Source organism: Paludibacterium flexuosum (assembly GCF_037076605.1).
Taxonomy (GTDB): domain Bacteria; phylum Pseudomonadota; class Gammaproteobacteria; order Burkholderiales; family Chromobacteriaceae; genus Paludibacterium.
The window spans coordinates 1,500,530-1,519,226 of record NZ_AP029060.1; the positions used below are offsets into that span (position 1 = coordinate 1,500,530).

Here is an 18,697-nt window from a genome sequence, read left to right on the forward strand (position 1 = left end):
CCGTCAGAAAAGATCAATGCTGCCGCTGCCCATCGCGGTCTGTAATACCGGGGAGTGCGACAGTTTCTCCCCGATGGCACGCAACTGCGCCTGGACATCTGCCGGCGGTACCTCTCCCAGCAGTGTCAATGCTTCTTCGATGCCGCCGAGCCGACGGCGGATGTGGTCCAGCAACTGCGAGGTCATGTCCTGGAACTGCAGGCAGCGCACGGCATCGCCAACGTCATTGGATAGCTGGGCCACGCCGGTTTGCAGCTCCTGCAGGGAATCGGCCATGCGCTCATCCAGCAGGGCGATGCGTGAAGAGGTTTCGGACAGGCGCTGCTTGGCCTGCAAGGTGAACATCATGTCCTGCGAGGCCACCTGGTGAATCAGGGTTTCGGCATCCTGCACCGAGTGCCCGACTTTGGCGATCAGCTCGCGAATCTGCCCGCTGAAGGACTCGGTCCGGCCGGACAGGTTGCGCACTTCGTCCGCCACCACCGCGAAGCCACGGCCGAGCTCGCCGGCGCGTGCGGCCTCGATCGCGGCATTCAGGGCCAGCATATTGGTCTGGTTGTTGATGCCACCGATTTCATCCAGCAGCGCATTGACCGAATTGACCTCTGTCACGATGCGTTCCATCTGCTCGACCAGCAGAATGGCGGATTTGCTGTTCTCGACTGTCTTCTCGACGAAGGTCTCCATGGTCTGCGAGATTTCATCGACAAATTGTTTGAAGGAAATGCCATAGACACCGGTGTGATGGGTATCGGTTTCGCCCTTGGCCAGTGACTGGGCCAGCACCAGCTGTGCCTGCGCCTCATCGGCCAGCCCGGCAAAACTCTGAACCAGGGTGGCAACCGCTTCGCTGATCAGGGTGCGGGTGCGTTCCAGTTCGGAGAGTGCCTCGCGGGCCTGCTCGCTGGCGAACTGTCGCGGTGCCAGCACGCCCTCAGCGGGCATGACCGTTTGTCCCGCCTCCGGAGCCGGGCCGGCCTCGCCGGAGCCTGACTGCCGCCGTCCCCAGAGCCAGACGACAAGGAGCAGCAGGCAGGCCAGACTGGCCACCAGCCAGGTTGAGGCTATCCACAAGGGTGCCAGCAATACCAGCACACAGCCCGCCAGCAGCGGCAAAACCGAGCGGATCTGCACAAATACGCTGCCTGAAGACATTTGCATGTCCTATTTGTTGATGAGTTGAGAGTTTGTTTTCAGCACTCTCTCTTGATCATACATAAAGCGGTCTAATGCAAGATGTTTAATCAAATTGCTTTTTTTATGCTTAATAGCATTCCAACAACAATCCGCTGTCCAAGCGGCCATGGCAGTGATTTCCACCAAATTAATGTGTTTTATTTCTATTTTCTCTCGTCATCGGCGACTGTCCACTGGATTTGTCCAGCGAATTCACCCGAATGGGGGTATCCCTGTTCTCTTGATCAGTAGCTGATCAACATCAAGCACAACACGCCATGACGGATTGGGTAACAGACAGGGGAAACGCAGGAAATCCGCGGCTGAAGCCTGGATCAGGCATTCAGCGGGCAGGACATGCCGGTGGCTTAAGAACAGGGAAAAGGGTTGTCGGGGCTCAGCCCGGCGGAGGGAGGCAGGCGGGACGACCGCCGGCATGCGCAGACGAGTGAGGTCATCACTCGTCTGCGCATGCCGGCAGCGCGCGCCTGTGCGGCATTACTGGATGTTGAACATCTTGTTGAAGCAGGCGATTTCCAGGACTTGCTGCACGGTATCGTGGCAGTTGACCAGGGCCAGGGATTTCTTTTGCAGGGCGGCACGCTCTTTCAGCAGCAGCAACATGCCCAGCGCCGAGCTGTCGAGAAACGGCACCTGATCGAAATCGACCTGGATTTCGGTCACCTGGTTGGCGTCGAGCAGCTCCTGGCTTGCCTGACGAAAATCCTTGTGCATGTTGAAGTCAAACTGGCCAAGCAAAACCAGTCTGCCGATATTCCCTTCGACTTTCACTACCGGCTTCATCGCATTCTCCGTTGGTGTTGCTGTTTACTGTCGCGCGACTGGCAGACAAAATTCGAACGCTGCCCCCCCTTGAGGGCGATTGCTGCAACTGACGCGCCCGCCGAGTTCTTCCGCCACCTTCTTGACGATCGCCAGCCCCAGCCCCGTTCCGCCGGAGCGGGTGGTGTAGAACGGTTCGAAGAGCCGCTCCTGTTCCGCCTGCGGGATGCCCGGACCGGCGTCACACACCTGCAGGCACAGACTGTCGGCCGTCTGTGTCAGGTTCAGTTCGATGGTACTGCCTTGCGGGGAAAAAAATACGGCATTTTCCAGCAGATTGGTCATGGCACCGACCAATGCTTTCCGGTCCCCCATCACCGTTATGGCAGACGCAGGCACTGAAGCGCAAACGAAATTAATGCCACGTGACTGGCATTGCGGCAAAAATACCGCATTTAGATCATCCAGGACCAGCGCCATGTCAAGCGGCTCGCGTTCGGTGACCTGCCCCCGGACAAAGCCCAGCATATTCTGGATCAACCCCTCCAGAGCCTTGAGCCGCGTCAATATCTTGTCAATAAACCGGTTACGGTCTTCCTCTTTCAAATCGGTTTTTTTAAGATTAGCGGCGTAAAGCAATGCCGTAGACAATGGCGTTCGCAACTGATGGGCCAGCGACGCGGCCATGCTGCCCATGGCGGCCAGTTTTTCCTGGCGTGCCAGTTCACCGGACAGCTGGTTCAGCCGCGTGACATCGTGTAACAGGGCGATGCGTCCGCCTGAAGCAGGCAGGTCTTTGTATTGCAGGGTCAGGTGGCAGCCACTGGCCAGGCGGTAGGATTGGTCCAGTTCGGTCGGCTGCAATAACGGCAGGATGTCCTGCCAGTTCTCGCCCAGGATGTGTCTGCCAAGCATCTGGATGGCGGTCGGGTTTTCGGAAATGACCCGTCCGTCCTCGGACAGTTCGATCACCCCGGCTGGCAAGGCTTCCAGCAACATGCCAAGGCGCTCGGCCAGCTCGGCATTGGCCTCGACCTGCCGGCGCAGGGCGTTGTTGGCTTCGTCCAGCTGCTGATTGAGGACGTTGACCTGGCTTTCCAGCTGGCTATAGGCACCAATCAGCTGATCGGAGACGGCGTTGAACTGCTCGAAAGCCGCTTCGAGTTGTTGTTGGTCAGGTAACTTTGAAACATTTTTTGGCATTTGCTTTGCGGTATTTGTAAAAAGCAGTTAATCAGTATGATAATGAGACCACGTAATCTGGGTATACTAGACGCATGCCATAGTGCATTCGTTAAAAAATATCGGGAACTCCCCATAACTGGCGTATAAAGGGAGTGTATACGCCACACAACAAGATGCTGCGGAGGTTGCTGTGTCAGAGCTTCTAAAAAAAATCGATGCCCGAACCAAGCTGGCTGGTACCAACAAACTGGAGATCTTGCTGTTCTCGCTGGGCCATGATCAGCGAACCAACCGCAAGGAAGTCTTTGGTATCAACGTCTTCAAGGTACGCGAAGTCATGCGTACGCCGGAAATTACCACCGCACCTGAAATGCCCTCCTCCGTGGAAGGCATGGTCAGTCTGCGCGGTGCGCTGGTCCCTGTGATCGATCTGGCGAAGTATTCCGGCATCGTGACCAGCAGCAAGCCCGAAATCATGATTGTCACCGAGTACAACGGTCATACCCAGGGGTTCCTGGTCGAGTCGGTTGACACCATTCTGCGCCTGGACTGGTCGGCGATGCGCATGCCGCCGGACATGATCACCAACCGTATGGCAGGCCTGGTGACCGCGGTCACCGAGCTGGAAAACAATACGCTGGTGATGATGATGGACGTGGAAAAGGTGCTGGCCGAAACCACCCTCAGTGATGACGCCCACCTGTACATCAACGTCAAGCCGATTCATGAAGAGCGCATGATTTTCTTCGCTGACGACTCGGTGGTGGCGCGCAAGCAGATTGAGCGCACGCTGGACGCGATGAACATCAAATATGCCCAGGCGATCAATGGCGCCAAGGCATGGGAAGAACTGCAACGCATGGCGATGCAGGCCGACTTGGCCAGCCGGAAATTGTCCGACATCCTGCATCTGGTGCTGACCGATGTGGAAATGCCGGAAATGGACGGCTATATGTTGACCAAGATGATCAAGAGCGACCCGCGCTTCCAGGGCATCCCGGTGCTGATGCACTCGTCCCTGTCCGGCGCATCCAACCAGAAGCTCGGCGAATCGGTAGGCGTCGATGCTTATGTGTCAAAGTTCGAGCCGCAGAAGCTGTCGATGAAACTGCGCGAAATGCTGCATATTGAAGAATAAAAATCGTACAGACTCGGGAAGGGACAGAAGATGGCAGCCAATGACGCTTCCTTGCTGGCGACGGTCGATGCTCGTACCAAGCTGGCAGGCTCCAACAAGATGGAAATCCTGCTGTTCTCGCTGGGTACGCGGGAAACATTCGGCATCAACGTATTCAAGGTTCGCGAAGTATCGCAAACCCCGGCCATTACCAAGTCGCCCAACATGCCGATCGGTGTGGTGGGCGTGCTCTCGCTGCGCGGCAATATCATTCCGGTCATTTCGCTGGCCAAATTCATTTGTCCGGACAATGCGGCGCGCCGTTTCGACACCATGATCGTGACCGAATTCAACAAGAGTACCCAGGCCTTCCTGGTGGACTCGGTGGATCGCATCATCCGTGTCGACTGGGACAAGGTCCGGGCACCGGACAATATGGTGATCACCAGTTCTGCCATCCAGAACAACCTGATTACCGCCATCACCGAGCTGGAAGACGGCAAGCTGGTGTCGATTCTGGACGTGGAACAGATTCTCGCCAGCGTGGTCGGCGAGGCGCGTGTACCGGATGTGCCGCAGGCACAGCTGGGCACCGACCAGTACATGTTCTTCGTCGACGATTCGGCAGTGGCCCGCAAGGAAATCACCGGTGTACTGGAGAAGATGGGCGTCAAGTTCCAGCAGGCGACCAATGGTCGCGAAGCCTGGGAGCGCCTGCAGATGTTCGCCTCGCGCAACTGGCCTGAAGGCGAAGCCCTGCACGATTATCTGAAGGTGATCCTGGTCGATGCCGAAATGCCGGAAATGGATGGCTATGTCTTGACCCGCCTGATCAAATCGGACCACCGCTTCAATGGCATTCCGGTCATCATGCACTCGTCGCTCTCCTCCAACGCCAACCGCGCGATGGGTTCGAGCGTCGGGGTGGATGCCTATGTGGCCAAGTTCGATCCGGTGGCACTGGCTGAAACTTTGATTCCTTTCTTGCAAAGGTAATGGTTAGAATTAGCCCTTTTGGATTGACTGAATAATTTCGGGATGTACCTCGATGCCAGACAAGAATATGCGCTTTCTCGTGGTGGATGACTTTTCCACGATGCGCCGAATTGTGCGCAACCTGCTGAAAGAACTCGGCTTCACCAATGTGGATGAAGCCGAGGATGGTCAGGTCGCGCTGCACAAGCTCAAGACCCAGCACTACGATTTCGTCGTGTCGGACTGGAATATGCCCAACATGACCGGGATTGAGCTTCTCAAAGCGGTTCGGTCCGAGCCCACCCTCAAGGGCCTGCCGTTCATGATGATTACTGCGGAAGCCAAGCGGGAAAACATCATTGAAGCGGCCATGGCAGGCGCCAGCGGTTACATTGTCAAACCTTTTACCGCTGCGACGCTGGAAGAGAAGATGAACAAGATCTTCCAGACCATGAACAAATAAAAACGGACCCGACAGGGGCCTGTATCAGGAGGAATGATCGTGCCGGATCACATCTTGGAAAACGGCGATTCGCCAGAGCTCGAGGAGCTTTTTGACTCCATCGCGCATCAGGTTACGGAAGAAGCACCCGCGGCCGAACAGGCACAGGAGGCCGCCATTGTCTCGCCGGAACTGATCACCGACCCGAGCCTGGTCGACCCGAGCGTGATGTACGAGCAGATCGGTCAGCTGACGCGCAAGCTGCACGATGCCATGCAGTCGATGGGCTATGACAAGTCGCTGGAAAGCATGGCCGAAGTGATTCCTGATGCCAAGGATCGCCTGACCTATATCGCCAATCTGACCCAGAGCGCCGCCGAGCGCGTGCTCAATGCCACCGATATCGCCAAGCCGATTCAGGATGGCATCGAAAAGGGCGCGGACTCGCTGTCCAAGCGCTGGGATATGGTCTTCAACAACCAGCTGTCCGTCGCCGAATTCAGGCAACTGGCAGAAGAAACCCGCAGCTATCTGGCTTCGGTACCCGAACAGACCCAGGCGACCAGCACCCAGCTGCTGGAAATCGTCATGGCCCAGGATTTTCAGGATCTGACCGGCCAGGTCATCAAGAAGATGATGGATATGTTCAAGGGTATCGAGCACGAACTGGTCTCCTTCCTGATTGCCTATTCGCCTACACTGAAGAAGGTGGATGTGGACGCCAGCCTGCTGAATGGCCCGGTGGTCAATCCGGAAGGTCGCAGCGACGTGGTGACCAACCAGCAACAGGTCGACGACCTGCTGGAAAGTCTGGGCTTCTGAACAAGAGTCGTAAGTCATTGAGTACGAGGATGTCACCATGAGTGAATTCGGCGGAATGGAAGAGCTGTTGCAGGACTTTCTGATGGAATCGAACGACTTGCTGTCGGATGTCGACAACAAGCTGGTCGAGCTGGAAAAGCGTCCGGATGACAAGGCCCTGCTGAACGATATCTTTCGGGGTTTCCACACCATCAAGGGGGGCGCCGGCTTCCTCAACGTGACACCGATGGTCACCTTGTGCCACCGGACGGAAAACCTGTTCGACAAGCTGCGCAACGGCGAGCTGACCCTCAACCCGGAAGTCATGGACGTGATCCTGAGCGCCACCAGCGTGGTACAGGAAATGTTCGGCACCCTGGGTCAGGGTCTGATGCCTCAGCCGGCGGATCCGGGCTTGCTGGCTACACTGGACGCCGTGCTGGCCGGCGAGAGCATTGGTGCGGCTGCCGCACCAGCCCCCGCTGCTGCGCCGGCCGCCGAAGCGCCGGCAGCCGCACCGGCAGCGGCCGATGGTGGCCCTGACTGGAACGCCCTGCATCAATCCGTGACCGGAGCAACCCCGGCTGCAGCCGAACCGGCCCCTGCGCCGGCAGCGGCACCGGCTGCCCCGGTAGCCGCCGCGCCAGCCCCGGTAGCCGCGGCACCGGCGGTGGTACCGCCGCCCTCGCCCGCCAAGACCCAGCCGACCGTGGCCCAGGCCAAGGCCGGGGGCAGTGTCAGCGGCCCGCAGGAAAACACCATCCGTATCGATACCGTTCGCCTGGATATGGTGCTGAACCTGTCGGGCGAAATCGGTCTGACCAAGAACCGTCTGACCACGCTGCGTACCGAAATCCTGCAGGGCAACCACGATACCAATACCCTGCGCTCGCTCGATGAGTCGATCAGCCAGCTCGACCTGCTGGTCGGCGACCTGCAAAACGCGGTCATGAAGACCCGCATGCAGCCGATCGGGCGTCTGTTCCAGAAATACCCGCGCTTGGCGCGTGACCTGGCCCGCCAGCTGGGCAAGGAAGTCGAACTGGTGTTGAGCGGTGAAGAGACCGAACTCGACAAGACCATGATCGAAGACCTGAACGACCCGCTGGTGCACTTGGTGCGCAATTCGGTCGATCATGGCGCCGAACTGCCGAACGAGCGGATTGCCGCCGGCAAGAAGCCGCAGGCCACTGTACAGCTGACCGCCGAGCAGGTGGGTGACCACATCCTGATCGAGATTACCGACGACGGGCGCGGCATGAATGCCGATGCACTGCGTCGCAAGGCGATCGAGAAGGGCCTGATCGATGTCGAAACGGCCAACTCGCTGGACGAGAAGCAGTGTCTGCAGCTGATCTTCCTGCCTGGCTTCTCGACCAAGGATCAGATCTCCAGCGTGTCGGGCCGTGGCGTCGGCATGGATGTGGTTCGTACCAACATTCAGAAGCTGAATGGCCGCATCGACATCAGCTCGGTGCCGGGCGAAGGTACGCGCATGAGCATTTCGCTGCCGCTGACGCTGGCGATTCTGCCGGTGCTGGTGGTGCGCGTCTGCAACCAGGCGTTTGCCGTGCCGCTGGCCATGGTGCGCGAAATCATCACCATCGATCCGGATGCCATCCAGGAAGTTTCCGGCAAGCCGACCATCGTGGTGCGCGATGAAATCCTGCCGCTCAAGACGCTGGCCGGCCTGCTGGGCTGGGAACCGACACAGAAGCCCTGCTTTGGTGTGCTGATGCAGTCGGCGGAAAAGGCCTTTATCCTGGCGATCGACTCCTTCATCGGCCGTGATGACGTGGTGATCAAGCCGCTGCAGAACATCCGTCCGAAGGGTGTTGCCGGTGCCACGCTGTCTGGCGACGGCTCGGTCGTGCTGGTGCTGGACATGGAAGACCTCCTGTCCGCCAATGAGGCCGGCGGCGGTACCCGAATGTCCGAATTGATAACCTTCTAAGCAGGCATGACAACAAAAAACGCTTTTATCGGTAGACAACCTGTCTTGAATCGAAATCAGCAGCTCATAGGTTATGAGCTGCTTTTTCGTCCTTCAGCCCAGGCAGATGCCGCCGGTCTTACCGCCGTTCTTGAGGCGGACACCCAGGTCCTGGTCAACACCCTGAACCATATGGGGACCAGCTGGCTGGTCGGCAACAAACTGGCGTTCATCAATGTCGGGGAAGAAATGCTGACCAGCGACTTCCTGGAATTGCTGCCGCCGCGCCGCATCATTCTGGAAATCCCGCCGGAGATCACGCTGAGCGCCGAACTGCAGTCACGGGTACGCCATCTGCGCTCGATGGGCTTCAGCATTGCGCTCGACAAGTTCCATTTCGAGGCCCCCTCCTCGGTGTTTCTGGATCAGGCCAGCTACGTCAAGCTGGATATCCAGGGCAGCGATCTGGGCCACTTCCAGGCCAATGCCGCCCGCCTGCGCAGCTTCCCGGTCAGCCGCATCGCCGAACGCGTCGAGACCCGCGAGCAGTTCAAGCAATGTCACGACCTCGGCCTGGATGGCTTTCAGGGCTATTATTTCGCCCGGCCGGAGACCCTGTCGGCCAAGGTGATCAACGCCACCTTCTCCAACACGCTGACGCTGCTCAACCTGCTGCGCCAGGATGCCGACATTCGTCAGCTGGAAGATGTGCTCAAGCGCGACGTGGCGCTGTCCTTCAAGCTGCTGCGCTACGTCAACTCGGCCGCAGCGGGGCTCAATACCACCATCACCTCTTTCAGCCATGCCGTGACCGTGCTGGGGTACAAGAAACTGTACCGCTGGCTGACCCTGCTGCTGATTACCGCGGATGATGGCGGTACCGTGCCGCCGGCGCTGCAGAAAACCGTGATCACCCGAGGCAGGCTGATGGAGCTGATCGGTCAGGACAAAAAGCTGCCCCAGGAGCAATGCGACAACCTGTTCATCACCGGTATGTTCAGTCTGCTGGATGTGCTGTTCGACATGCCGATGAACAGCATCCTTGCCCATATGCAGCTGCCGGAATCGATCAAGACTGCCCTGCTGGGTCAGAGCGGTGATTTCACCCCTTATCTGCAACTGGCTCGCGCCTGCGAGGATCTGTCGCTGGAACAGGTTCCGGAACTTTGTCGCCAGCTGGGTCTGGACAGTGACCGCTTCAATCTGGCTCACACCTCGGCGCTGGCCTGGATAGAAGGCCTGGGCCTATAATGCCGGGTTTTGACCTGACTCGAGCTCGCCCATGAACTGCCTGGCCATCGATACTTCCACCGACTACCTGTCTCTGGCGCTGCGCTGGCAGGGACAGGTACTGGTACAGCACGAACCGGCCGGTCAGGCACATGCCGAACGCGCACTGCCGGGCATCCGCGCCTTGCTGGATCAGGCCGGCATCGAATTGCGCCAGCTCGATAGCATCCTCTTCGGCCAGGGCCCCGGCTCCTTTACCGGTCTGCGCATTGCCTGCGGGCTGGCTCAGGGCCTGGCGTTTTCCGCCGATCTGCCGGTCATTGCCATCCCGACACTGGATAGTATGGCCGTTCAGCTCGACGGCCCGGTGCTGGTTTGCCTGGATGCCCGCATGAACCAGGTGTATACCGCCTGCTACGATACGCAGCACTGGCAGCGCCTGACACCGATCAGCCTGCGCGACCCGCAGGACGTCACGCTGCCGGACACCGCGGACGGCTGGCTGGCCGCCGGTTCCGGCTTTCGTCACTACCCCGCCCTGTTGACCGAGCGCCTGGCCGGCCGCCTGAGACGGGTGGAAGCCGACATCACCCCCAATGCCACCAGTCTGATCAGGCTGGCAGACAGCGGTCGCTATCCGCCGGCCCCCGCCCGTGAGGCCGGCCTGCTGTATGTGCGCGACAAGGTGGCACTGACCAGTAGCGAACAGCAGGCGCTGCGCAAATGATCTCCCTGCGTGACGCCTTGCCGGAGGATGCCGAGGCCATGGCCAGCCTGGAGGCGCGAGCCGCCAGTCATCCATGGCGTGCCAACCAGTACCTCGAATCGATGCAGGCCGGTCACCTCAGCCTGTTGCTGTGCCGCGAGGGTCTGCACTGCGGTCAGGCCATTGCCATGCTGGTGCCTGATGAAGCCGAGCTGCTGAACATTGCCATCGCCCCGGACTGTCAGGGTCAGGGACTGGGGCGCCACCTGCTGGAGGCCATGCTGAGCCGCCTGCGTGCACAGCAGATTCGTCGCGTCTTTCTTGAAGTCCGCGCCAGCAACCACATCGCGCAACAGCTTTACACCCGTTGCGGTTTTGTCGAATGCGGCCTGCGCAAGCATTACTACCCCTGTGCAGAGGGTCGTGAACACGCCATTCTGATGGAGGCCGCACTGTGAGCCGCAAAGCACAGCTTGTCGAGGCCATGGGACTGGGGCCGATCTGGCAGGCGCGCCCCGGCGCCCACCCGGAACATGCCGGACTGAGCTGGCTGCAGCAGCCCGTGGCAGCGCCCCTGCCCGCACCCGAAGCCATCGATCTGCCCCTGGCGGCGCAGACCGAACCGCTCCGCATCGTCAACGAGACACCCCCGCCCGCGACGGCGCCGAGCCCGGTGGCACCGACAGAGATCGAGCGGCCGGCGGTCAGCAGCGAACGGCTGAGCTGGCCCGCCCTGCAGCAGGCGGTACAGCACTGCCAGCAATGCCGTCTGTGCGACACCCGCACGCAGGCCGTGTTTGGTCGCGGCAATCCGCAGGCACGCTGGCTGCTGGTCGGCGAAGCGCCGGGCGAGCATGAGGACCGGCAGGGCGAACCTTTTGTCGGCCGTGCCGGCCAGTTGCTGGACAATATGCTGGCGGCAGCCGGCCTCTCGGCCCAGGACGATGTGTTCATCGCCAACGTTCTCAAGTGCCGCCCCCCGGGCAACCGCAATCCGGCCGGCGATGAAATTGCCGCCTGCCAGCATTTCCTGTGGCAACAGATCGATCACATCCAACCCGACATCATCCTGGCGCTGGGCCGGTTTGCCGCACAAACGCTGCTGCAGACCGAACAAAGCATCAGCCGCCTGCGCGGTCAGGTGCATGATTTCCGCGGGCGCCGCCTGATTGTCAGCTATCATCCCGCCTATTTGCTGCGCAATCCGCCCGACAAAGCCAAGGCATGGCAGGATTGGGTTCTGGCAAAGCGTACCCTGGACGGGCAGCCCTGAGCCGGCAAAGAAAAAGGATCGCACAGCGATCCTTTTTCTTTGGGCTGTCAGCACACGACACGCCTCAGCCGGACAAAACAAAAAACCCTTCGGCGTACCGAAGGGTTTTTATGAATGCCATGTCACCGGAACCAGGCTTACTTCAGCTTGGTTTCCTTGTACAGAACATGCTTGCGGGCAACGGGATCAAACTTCTTGATCTCCATCTTTTCCGGCATGGTGCGCTTGTTCTTGGAGGTGGTGTAGAAATGGCCAGTGCCGGCAGTCGATTCCAGCTTAATCTTGTCGCGCATGGTATACCTCAGTCGCTATCCGTGTTGTCGCTGAATCAGATCTCGCCGCGAGCGCGCAGATCGGCCAGGACAACGTCGATGCCCAGCTTGTCGATGGTGCGCAGCGCAGCATTGGAGATGCGCAGGCGAATCCAGCGGTTTTCGCTCTCTACCCAGAACTTGCGATATTGCAGGTTCGGCAGGAAACGTCGTTTCGTTTTGTTGTTGGCGTGGGAAACGTTGTTCCCGGTCATCGGACGCTTGCCGGTGACTTTGCAAACACGCGCCATGTTGGACTCCCAAAACCGGTAAAACTGGCTTTATACCACAAAAATTGCGTTATATTCAAGCCAGTGCACGCCTTGTGCCCGTATTCGGGGCAATGCAGCGTCGCGTAAGTTAGTGAATGAATTGCGCAGTATAACCCCAAACCCGCAGACAAGTCGAATTTTCCCACGCCATCAGACCGCAAGTGTCGCATGTATGGCTGGATTTTCTGTCGGTCATGCGACAGCAGGGGGGGAAACGGTTCAAATTTTCCCCGTTTTCAGGGTAGAATCCCGGATTCCAACAGAGTCGCAGATCCATGACCAAGTTCATCTTCGTTACCGGCGGCGTGGTCTCTTCCCTTGGCAAGGGTATCGCTGCTGCGTCCATCGCCGCCATTCTTGAGTCGCGCGGGCTGAAAGTCACCATGCTGAAGCTCGACCCCTATATCAACGTCGACCCGGGCACCATGAGCCCGTTCCAGCATGGCGAAGTATTCGTCACCGAGGACGGCGCCGAGACCGACCTCGACCTGGGGCACTACGAGCGCTTCATCCACGCACGGATGAAGAAGAGCAACAACTTCACCACCGGCCAGATCTACGAATCGGTCATCACCAAGGAGCGCCGCGGCGACTACCTGGGTGGCACCGTTCAGGTCATCCCGCACATCACCGACGAAATCAAGCTCAAGGTGAATGAAGGTGCCGGCGAAGCCGAAGTGGCCATCGTCGAAATCGGCGGTACCGTCGGCGACATCGAGTCCCTGCCCTTCCTGGAAGCCATCCGCCAGATGCGCACCCAACTGGGCCGCAAGAACACCCTGTACGTCCATCTCTCCTATGTGCCGTACATTGCCGCGGCCGGCGAGATCAAGACCAAGCCGACCCAGCACTCGGTCAAGGAACTGCGCGAGATCGGCATTCAGCCCGACATCCTGCTGTGCCGCATGGACCGCGAGCTGCCGGATGACGAGAAGCGCAAGATCGCCCTGTTCTGCAATGTGGAAGAACAGGCCGTGATCGGCTGCTACGATGCCGATTCGATCTACAAAGTGCCTGCCATGCTGCATGCACAGGGCATCGACAACATCATCAGCGAACAGCTGCAGCTCGACCTGCCCAAGGCAGATCTTTCCGCCTGGGATCGCATCATCGATGCCATCGAGCATCCGGCCGAGAGCGTCAACATCGCCATGGTCGGCAAGTACGTCGACCTGACAGAGTCCTACAAGTCCCTGTCCGAAGCCCTGAAGCATGCCGGCATCCATACCCGCAGCCAGGTCAACATTCACTACGTCGATTCGGAAGAAATCGAGCGTGATGGCGCCGAATCGCTGCGCGACATGGATGCCATCCTGGTTCCGGGCGGCTTCGGCAAGCGCGGCGTCGAAGGCAAGATCAAGGCTGTACGCTTTGCCCGCGAGAACAACATCCCCTATCTCGGCATCTGCCTGGGGATGCAGATCGCGCTGATCGAATATGCCCGCGACGTGGCCGGCATGACCGACGCCAACTCGACCGAATTCAACCCCGATACCGAGTACCCGGTCGTGGCCCTGATCGACGAATGGGTCAACCACGATGGCAAGGTGGAAACCCGCGACGAGAACTCCAACCTGGGCGGCACCATGCGCCTCGGCGGCCAGCAATGCGACCTGGCAGCCGGTTCGCTGGCGGCACGGGTCTATGGCTCGGAGCAGATCGTCGAGCGCCACCGCCACCGCTATGAAGTCAACAATTACTATGTACCGCGCCTCGAAGCGGCCGGTCTGAAGATCAGCGGGTTGTCTGCCGGCCATGAAAAGCTGGTTGAAACCGTTGAACTGAGCAATCATCGCTGGTTCTTCGGCTGTCAGTTCCATCCGGAATTCACTTCCACGCCGCGTGATGGCCACCCGCTGTTTACTGCCTATATCCAGGCCGCCCTGAACTACAAGGCGGAAAAGATCGGGCAAAAGGGATAAGGCGAAAGCGGGCCTGCCCGTCCTGCGGGCCCGCCACGCAGACCGACCTCGGTTCGCCGGCTCCGGCCGGCCCTTCCCTGTGTACGACCACTGATTTTGTCTCTGCTGTCTTGCATGAAGCGCCTCTTCGGGGGCAATAAAATCAACCAAACCAGGATAGGTGTATAGCTATGAGTTCGATCATTGATGTGGTAGCCCGGGAAATTCTCGACTCCCGCGGCAATCCGACAGTAGAAGCCGATGTATTGCTCGAATCGGGCGTGATGGGTCGTGCGGCCGTGCCGTCCGGCGCCTCGACCGGCGAGAAAGAAGCCCTGGAGCTGCGTGACGGCGACAAGAGCCGTTACCTGGGCAAGGGCGTGCTCAAGGCCGTTGAGCACATCAACACCGAGATCTGCGAAGCCATCATTGGCCTGGACGCCAATGATCAGGCCTTCATCGACAAGACCATGATCGAGCTCGACGGCACCGACAACAAGGGCCGCCTGGGCGCCAACGCCACCCTGGCCGTGTCGATGGCCGTGGCTCGTGCCGCCGCAGAAGATGCCGGTCTGCCGCTGTACCGCTACCTGGGTGGTGCCGGCCCGATGTCGCTGCCGGTGCCGATGATGAACGTCATCAACGGTGGCGCACATGCCAACAACACCCTGGACATCCAGGAATTCATGATCATGCCGGTGGGCGCGCAAAGCTTCCGTGAAGCCCTGCGCTGCGGTGCCGAGATCTTCCATCACCTGAAGAAGATCTGCAACGACAAGGGTTTCGCCACCACCGTGGGTGACGAAGGCGGCTTCGCACCGAACCTGGCCTCGCACGAAGAAGCCATCCAGCTGATCCTCGAAGCAGTGGACGCAGCCGGTTACGTTGCCGGCCAGGACGTGATGCTGGCCCTGGACTGCGCTTCCAGCGAGTTCTACAAGGACGGCCGCTACCACCTGACCGCCGAAGGTCTGGCCCTGTCGTCGGAACAATTCGTCGACTACCTGGAAAAGCTGGTCGACCAATACCCGATCATCTCGATCGAAGACGGCATGAGCGAGCACGACTGGGCAGGCTGGAAGGCGCTGACCGACCGTCTGGGCAAGCGCGTGCAGCTGGTGGGTGACGACATCTATGTCACCAACCCGGCCATCCTGGCAGAAGGCATCCGTCAGGGCATCGCCAACTCGCTGCTGGTCAAGGTCAACCAGATCGGTACCCTGTCGGAAACCCTGAAGGCTGTTGATCTGGCCAAGCGCTCGGGCTATACCAGCGTAATGAGCCACCGCTCTGGCGAAACCGAAGACAGCACCATCGCCGACCTGGCCGTTGCCACCAACTGCATGCAGATCAAGACCGGTTCGCTGTCGCGTTCCGACCGCATGGCCAAGTACAACCAGCTTCTGCGTATCGAAGAAGAGCTGGGCGATGCCGCGACCTACCCGGGCCGTGCTGCTTTTTATCAACTTAAATAATATAACTAGAACATGCGCTGGCTGACCGTGACCCTGATCGCTCTACTCGTTGCCCTGCAATGGCCGCTTTGGCTTGGCAAGGGCAGCTGGTTCAGGGTCTGGCAGCTGGACAAGCAGCTCCAGCAGCAGCGGGTGGTCAACCAACAACTGATCGCCCGCAATGCTGCACTGGATGCCGAAGTACGGGATTTGAAACAAGGGACCGATGCCATTGAAGAACGCGCCCGCAATGAGCTTGGGCTGATTCGCAACGGCGAAGTATTTTTCCAATTGCTGGCCCCGGCAAGCGCAAACAGACAATAATCACCTTGCCCGGCTGACTTTCACTGCGAAAGATCCGAGAGCATGCGTGGCAACAAGTCCTCCAGGGTATGGGCCATGACGACCAATAATCCGATTGAAGTCGCGCGAGAAACACTCAAGCAGCTGTCTGCACGCAAACTGTTACCCACTCCGGAAAACTTCGAACGCGTTTTCAACGAACTTTGCCAGAATCCGCTGACCCGCGAAGGGCGGCTGGCCGGCCAGCTGGTCCGCGCCATCGAATCACAAGCCACCAACTCCGTACAATCACGCCTGCTGCTGTCCAAACTGCAACAGGCTGCCGACGACGAGCGCTGGGAACAGATCCCGCAGCTGGCCGTCGACTGCATGCGCGAAGCCCTCAAGGACTGTGAGCTCACCCAGTCATGGGGCTCGCTGATCAACGACCTGATCCGCGGCTGGGAAATGCGCATCCCCGATCTGCCGCAACACTTCAAGCAGACCGCTCTCGAGCGCGTACTGATCAACTACGGCAACCAGCCGGAAGAACTCAACCAGAAACTCAACGCCCTCATCAACAACTGGGGCCTGCCGCCGAGCCAGCGGGACCCTGCCAGCTGGGGCGAAGAACCCGTTGTGCCGGAAGAGGAGGCAGTGGTCATCGCCCAGGCGCCGCACAGTGCCGATGACAGCTGGGGCACCTGGCAGCGTACTCTGGCCTATGCCCTGAAGCATGGGCTGGAACCACGACTGCTGGACAACCCGGACCTGCAACTGGACCTCGAGGTCCTGATCACCGAACTGGAAAACCTGCAGGACGCCGCCGCCCTCGACATGTACCTGCCGCGCCTGCGAGCCTTCATGATCAAGCTCGAGCTGCAGTCGCAACAGGAAGGACGTCTGGTCAACGGCCTGGCCAACATGCTGAAACTGATGCTGGACAACATTGCCCAGCTCAACCAGTCCGATGGTTTTCTGGTCGGCCAGGTCGCCAGCCTGCAGGAAGTGCTGTCGCAACAGCCCCTGTCCATGCAGCAGCTCTACCAGCTGGAAACCAGCCTGCGCGAGGTCATCCGCAAACAGGGCAGCCTGAAACAGTCGCTGGACGAAGCCGCCAACTCACTGCGCACCCTGCTCGACAGCTTCATCACCCGCCTGTCGGCCATCACCGACAGCACCGATGACTTCCAGCAGAAGATCACCGTTCATAGCCAGCGCATCAAGGAGACCACGGATGTCGGTGAGCTGAACAGCATCATTGCCGACCTGGTGGAAGACACGGTCGAAATGCAGCAGGGGCTGAGCCACTCCCACGACGAACTGATCACCGCACGCAACGAGGTCGAGGCCGCGGAACAGCGCATCAAGGAGCTGGAACAGGCACTGGAAACCGCCAGTGCCAAGGTCAAGGAAGACCAGCTCACCGGCGCCTACAACCGCCGGGGTCTGGCCGAGCACTTCCAGCGGGAGATCGGACGTACCGAGCGCACCCACAGCCCGCTGTGCGTCGCCCTGATCGACGTCGACAACTTCAAGCAACTGAACGACCACTACGGCCACCTGACCGGTGACGACGCACTGATCTACCTGGTGGACGTCATCCGCAACAATATCCGCCCTGCCGATGTGGTCGCACGCTTCGGTGGCGAAGAGTTCGTGCTGCTGATGCCGGACACCTCGCTGGAAGAGGCACTGGAAACCATCCGCCGCCTGCAGCGCGAGCTGACCAAGACCTTCTTCCTGGCCAACAACGACCGCCTGGTCATCACCTTCAGCGCCGGCGTTGCCCAATGGCATCTGGGCGAACGCGATATCGACGTCATCGAGCGCGCCGACCAGGCCATGTACCAGGCCAAGCTGGCGGGCAAGAACCGTGTCTGCAGCGCAGAAGAAGGTCCGGTTCACCTCGGCTGAAATCCGCGTACAGCCCATGAAAAAAGCCAGTGCAATGCGCACTGGCTTTTTTTATCGCCATCCCCTCACGCCTTGCCGGCTTTGGCACGGCGGCGGCGCACCTCCTTCGGATCCGCCAGCAAGGGGCGGTAAATCTCGACCCGGTCGCCGGCACGCAGCACCTGCCCCGGCGGCACGGCTTTGCCGAACACGCCCAGCTTCAGCGTCGCGACATCCACGGCAAACGCCGTCAGCAAACCGGATTGCTCGGCCGCCTGCAGCGCGGTGGTGCCGGCGGCAACCTGCAAAGCCACGATCTTCTGTGCCGCTGGCGCGGCGTAAGCCACCTCGATGGCAATCGGCTCAGTCATGACCATAAACCCTGTCGGCTTCCTTGATGAACGCATCGACCAGCGAGGCTGAAATATGATCGAACACCGGGCCGATCAGCTTTTCCAGAATCTTGCTGGAGAACTGGTAACTCAGACGAAACTCGATCTTGCAGCCCAGGTCACCCAGCGGGCGGAACTGCCAGCTGCCGGACAGCGATTCGAAAGGCCCCTCGTCCAGCGTCATGGTGATCGACTGGCCCGCCACGCAGACATTGCGGGTCGAGAAATGCTGCCGCACCTTGAAATAATCGATATGCAGCCGGGCATGGACCTGCTCGCCCTCGCGCGACAAGACCTCGGCGCGACCACACCACGGCAGGAAAGCCGGGTAGCGCTCGAAGTCATTCACCAGCGCATACATCTGGTCCGGGGTATGCCCGACCAGCACATTCTTTTCAACCACCTTCATCGCGCACGCACAGCAAAAAAACAGAACGTTACCCGTTTAACCGGCAACCGACAAGAATCACGCCATGAGGTAGGCCAGAAGCTGCTGAATTTTCGAGGGATTCAGCGAAAGCCCGGAGTCTGCTAAAATAGCGGATTCACCATTGCAGCCATGCCATCA

20 protein-coding genes are annotated in these 18,697 nt (G+C 59.6%); 13 read left to right on the plus strand and 7 right to left on the minus strand.

Going from position 1 to position 18,697, the window contains the following annotated elements:
• Positions 1-3: 3 nt before the first annotated feature.
• The 3 genes from AACH39_RS07095 to AACH39_RS07105 form a co-directional block, all read right to left on the minus strand.
• On the minus strand, positions 4-1,155 hold the full coding sequence (locus tag AACH39_RS07095) for a methyl-accepting chemotaxis protein (protein WP_338621187.1): 1,152 nt from the start codon (positions 1,153-1,155) through the stop codon (positions 4-6).
• Positions 1,156-1,674: 519 nt separating this feature from the next.
• On the minus strand, positions 1,675-1,980 hold the full coding sequence (locus AACH39_RS07100; RefSeq protein WP_215781574.1) for an STAS domain-containing protein: 306 nt from the start codon (positions 1,978-1,980) through the stop codon (positions 1,675-1,677).
• A gap of 24 nt (positions 1,981-2,004) precedes the next feature.
• Positions 2,005-3,162: a HAMP domain-containing sensor histidine kinase gene (locus tag AACH39_RS07105; RefSeq protein WP_215781572.1), complete on the minus strand. Its 1,158-nt coding sequence runs from the start codon at positions 3,160-3,162 to the stop codon at positions 2,005-2,007.
• A gap of 172 nt (positions 3,163-3,334) precedes the next feature.
• Between AACH39_RS07105 and AACH39_RS07110 the strand changes: the two genes are divergently transcribed.
• From AACH39_RS07110 to AACH39_RS07150, 9 genes are read left to right on the plus strand one after another with little or no spacing between them, the layout of a single operon-like run.
• Positions 3,335-4,282, plus strand: coding sequence for a chemotaxis protein (locus AACH39_RS07110; protein ID WP_215781570.1), 948 nt, complete (start codon positions 3,335-3,337; stop codon positions 4,280-4,282).
• A 30-nt stretch (positions 4,283-4,312) separates the two neighbouring features.
• Positions 4,313-5,257 carry a chemotaxis protein gene (locus AACH39_RS07115; protein ID WP_215781568.1) on the plus strand — a complete coding sequence of 315 codons (945 nt, stop codon included), beginning with the start codon at positions 4,313-4,315 and terminating at the stop codon, positions 5,255-5,257.
• 52 nt (positions 5,258-5,309) lie between these two features.
• Positions 5,310-5,699, plus strand: a complete 390-nt coding sequence (gene cheY, locus AACH39_RS07120; RefSeq protein ID WP_215781566.1) for a chemotaxis response regulator CheY — start codon at positions 5,310-5,312, stop codon at positions 5,697-5,699.
• A 33-nt stretch (positions 5,700-5,732) separates the two neighbouring features.
• Positions 5,733-6,500: a protein phosphatase CheZ gene (gene cheZ, locus AACH39_RS07125; protein ID WP_338621188.1), complete on the plus strand. Its 768-nt coding sequence runs from the start codon at positions 5,733-5,735 to the stop codon at positions 6,498-6,500.
• A gap of 37 nt (positions 6,501-6,537) precedes the next feature.
• On the plus strand, positions 6,538-8,433 hold the full coding sequence (locus AACH39_RS07130) for a chemotaxis protein CheA (RefSeq protein WP_338621189.1): 1,896 nt from the start codon (positions 6,538-6,540) through the stop codon (positions 8,431-8,433).
• Positions 8,434-8,478: 45 nt separating this feature from the next.
• A complete protein-coding gene (locus AACH39_RS07135; RefSeq protein WP_252346177.1) occupies positions 8,479-9,663 on the plus strand; it encodes an EAL domain-containing protein in 1,185 nt (394 codons plus the stop codon).
• A 31-nt stretch (positions 9,664-9,694) separates the two neighbouring features.
• Positions 9,695-10,369, plus strand: a complete 675-nt coding sequence (gene tsaB, locus AACH39_RS07140; RefSeq protein ID WP_215781557.1) for a tRNA (adenosine(37)-N6)-threonylcarbamoyltransferase complex dimerization subunit type 1 TsaB — start codon at positions 9,695-9,697, stop codon at positions 10,367-10,369.
• Positions 10,366-10,806 carry a ribosomal protein S18-alanine N-acetyltransferase gene (rimI, locus tag AACH39_RS07145; protein WP_338621190.1) on the plus strand — a complete coding sequence of 147 codons (441 nt, stop codon included), beginning with the start codon at positions 10,366-10,368 and terminating at the stop codon, positions 10,804-10,806. Before tsaB ends, rimI begins: the two co-directional genes overlap by 4 nt.
• Positions 10,803-11,621, plus strand: a complete 819-nt coding sequence (locus AACH39_RS07150) for a uracil-DNA glycosylase (RefSeq protein WP_215781553.1) — start codon at positions 10,803-10,805, stop codon at positions 11,619-11,621. Before rimI ends, AACH39_RS07150 begins: the two co-directional genes overlap by 4 nt.
• Positions 11,622-11,758: 137 nt before the next feature.
• Here AACH39_RS07150 and rpmG read toward each other — a convergent pair whose 3' ends face one another.
• Complete coding sequence (gene rpmG, locus AACH39_RS07155; RefSeq protein ID WP_133684015.1) at positions 11,759-11,914, minus strand: 50S ribosomal protein L33; 156 nt, start codon at positions 11,912-11,914, stop codon at positions 11,759-11,761.
• Between the two features lie 35 nt (positions 11,915-11,949).
• A complete protein-coding gene (rpmB, locus tag AACH39_RS07160; RefSeq protein ID WP_215781551.1) occupies positions 11,950-12,183 on the minus strand; it encodes a 50S ribosomal protein L28 in 234 nt (77 codons plus the stop codon).
• A 296-nt stretch (positions 12,184-12,479) separates the two neighbouring features.
• On the opposite strand from rpmB, the gene AACH39_RS07165 reads away from it, so the two are divergent.
• From AACH39_RS07165 to AACH39_RS07180, 4 genes are all read left to right on the plus strand, one after another.
• Entirely contained in the window at positions 12,480-14,126 is a 1,647-nt protein-coding gene (locus AACH39_RS07165) for a CTP synthase (protein WP_215781549.1), read from the plus strand.
• A gap of 170 nt (positions 14,127-14,296) precedes the next feature.
• Positions 14,297-15,580 (plus strand): phosphopyruvate hydratase, encoded by a 1,284-nt coding sequence (gene eno / locus AACH39_RS07170; RefSeq protein WP_338621191.1) that lies wholly within the window; start codon positions 14,297-14,299, stop codon positions 15,578-15,580.
• A 12-nt stretch (positions 15,581-15,592) separates the two neighbouring features.
• Positions 15,593-15,883: a cell division protein FtsB gene (gene ftsB, locus AACH39_RS07175; RefSeq protein ID WP_215781543.1), complete on the plus strand. Its 291-nt coding sequence runs from the start codon at positions 15,593-15,595 to the stop codon at positions 15,881-15,883.
• A 42-nt stretch (positions 15,884-15,925) separates the two neighbouring features.
• Positions 15,926-17,758, plus strand: coding sequence for a GGDEF domain-containing protein (locus AACH39_RS07180; protein ID WP_252346176.1), 1,833 nt, complete (start codon positions 15,926-15,928; stop codon positions 17,756-17,758).
• 65 nt (positions 17,759-17,823) lie between these two features.
• Here AACH39_RS07180 and AACH39_RS07185 read toward each other — a convergent pair whose 3' ends face one another.
• Entirely contained in the window at positions 17,824-18,108 is a 285-nt protein-coding gene (locus tag AACH39_RS07185) for an RnfH family protein (RefSeq protein WP_215781541.1), read from the minus strand.
• Complete coding sequence (locus AACH39_RS07190) at positions 18,101-18,538, minus strand: type II toxin-antitoxin system RatA family toxin (RefSeq protein ID WP_215781538.1); 438 nt, start codon at positions 18,536-18,538, stop codon at positions 18,101-18,103. Before AACH39_RS07190 ends, AACH39_RS07185 begins: the two co-directional genes overlap by 8 nt.
• Between the last annotated feature and the right edge of the window lie 159 nt (positions 18,539-18,697).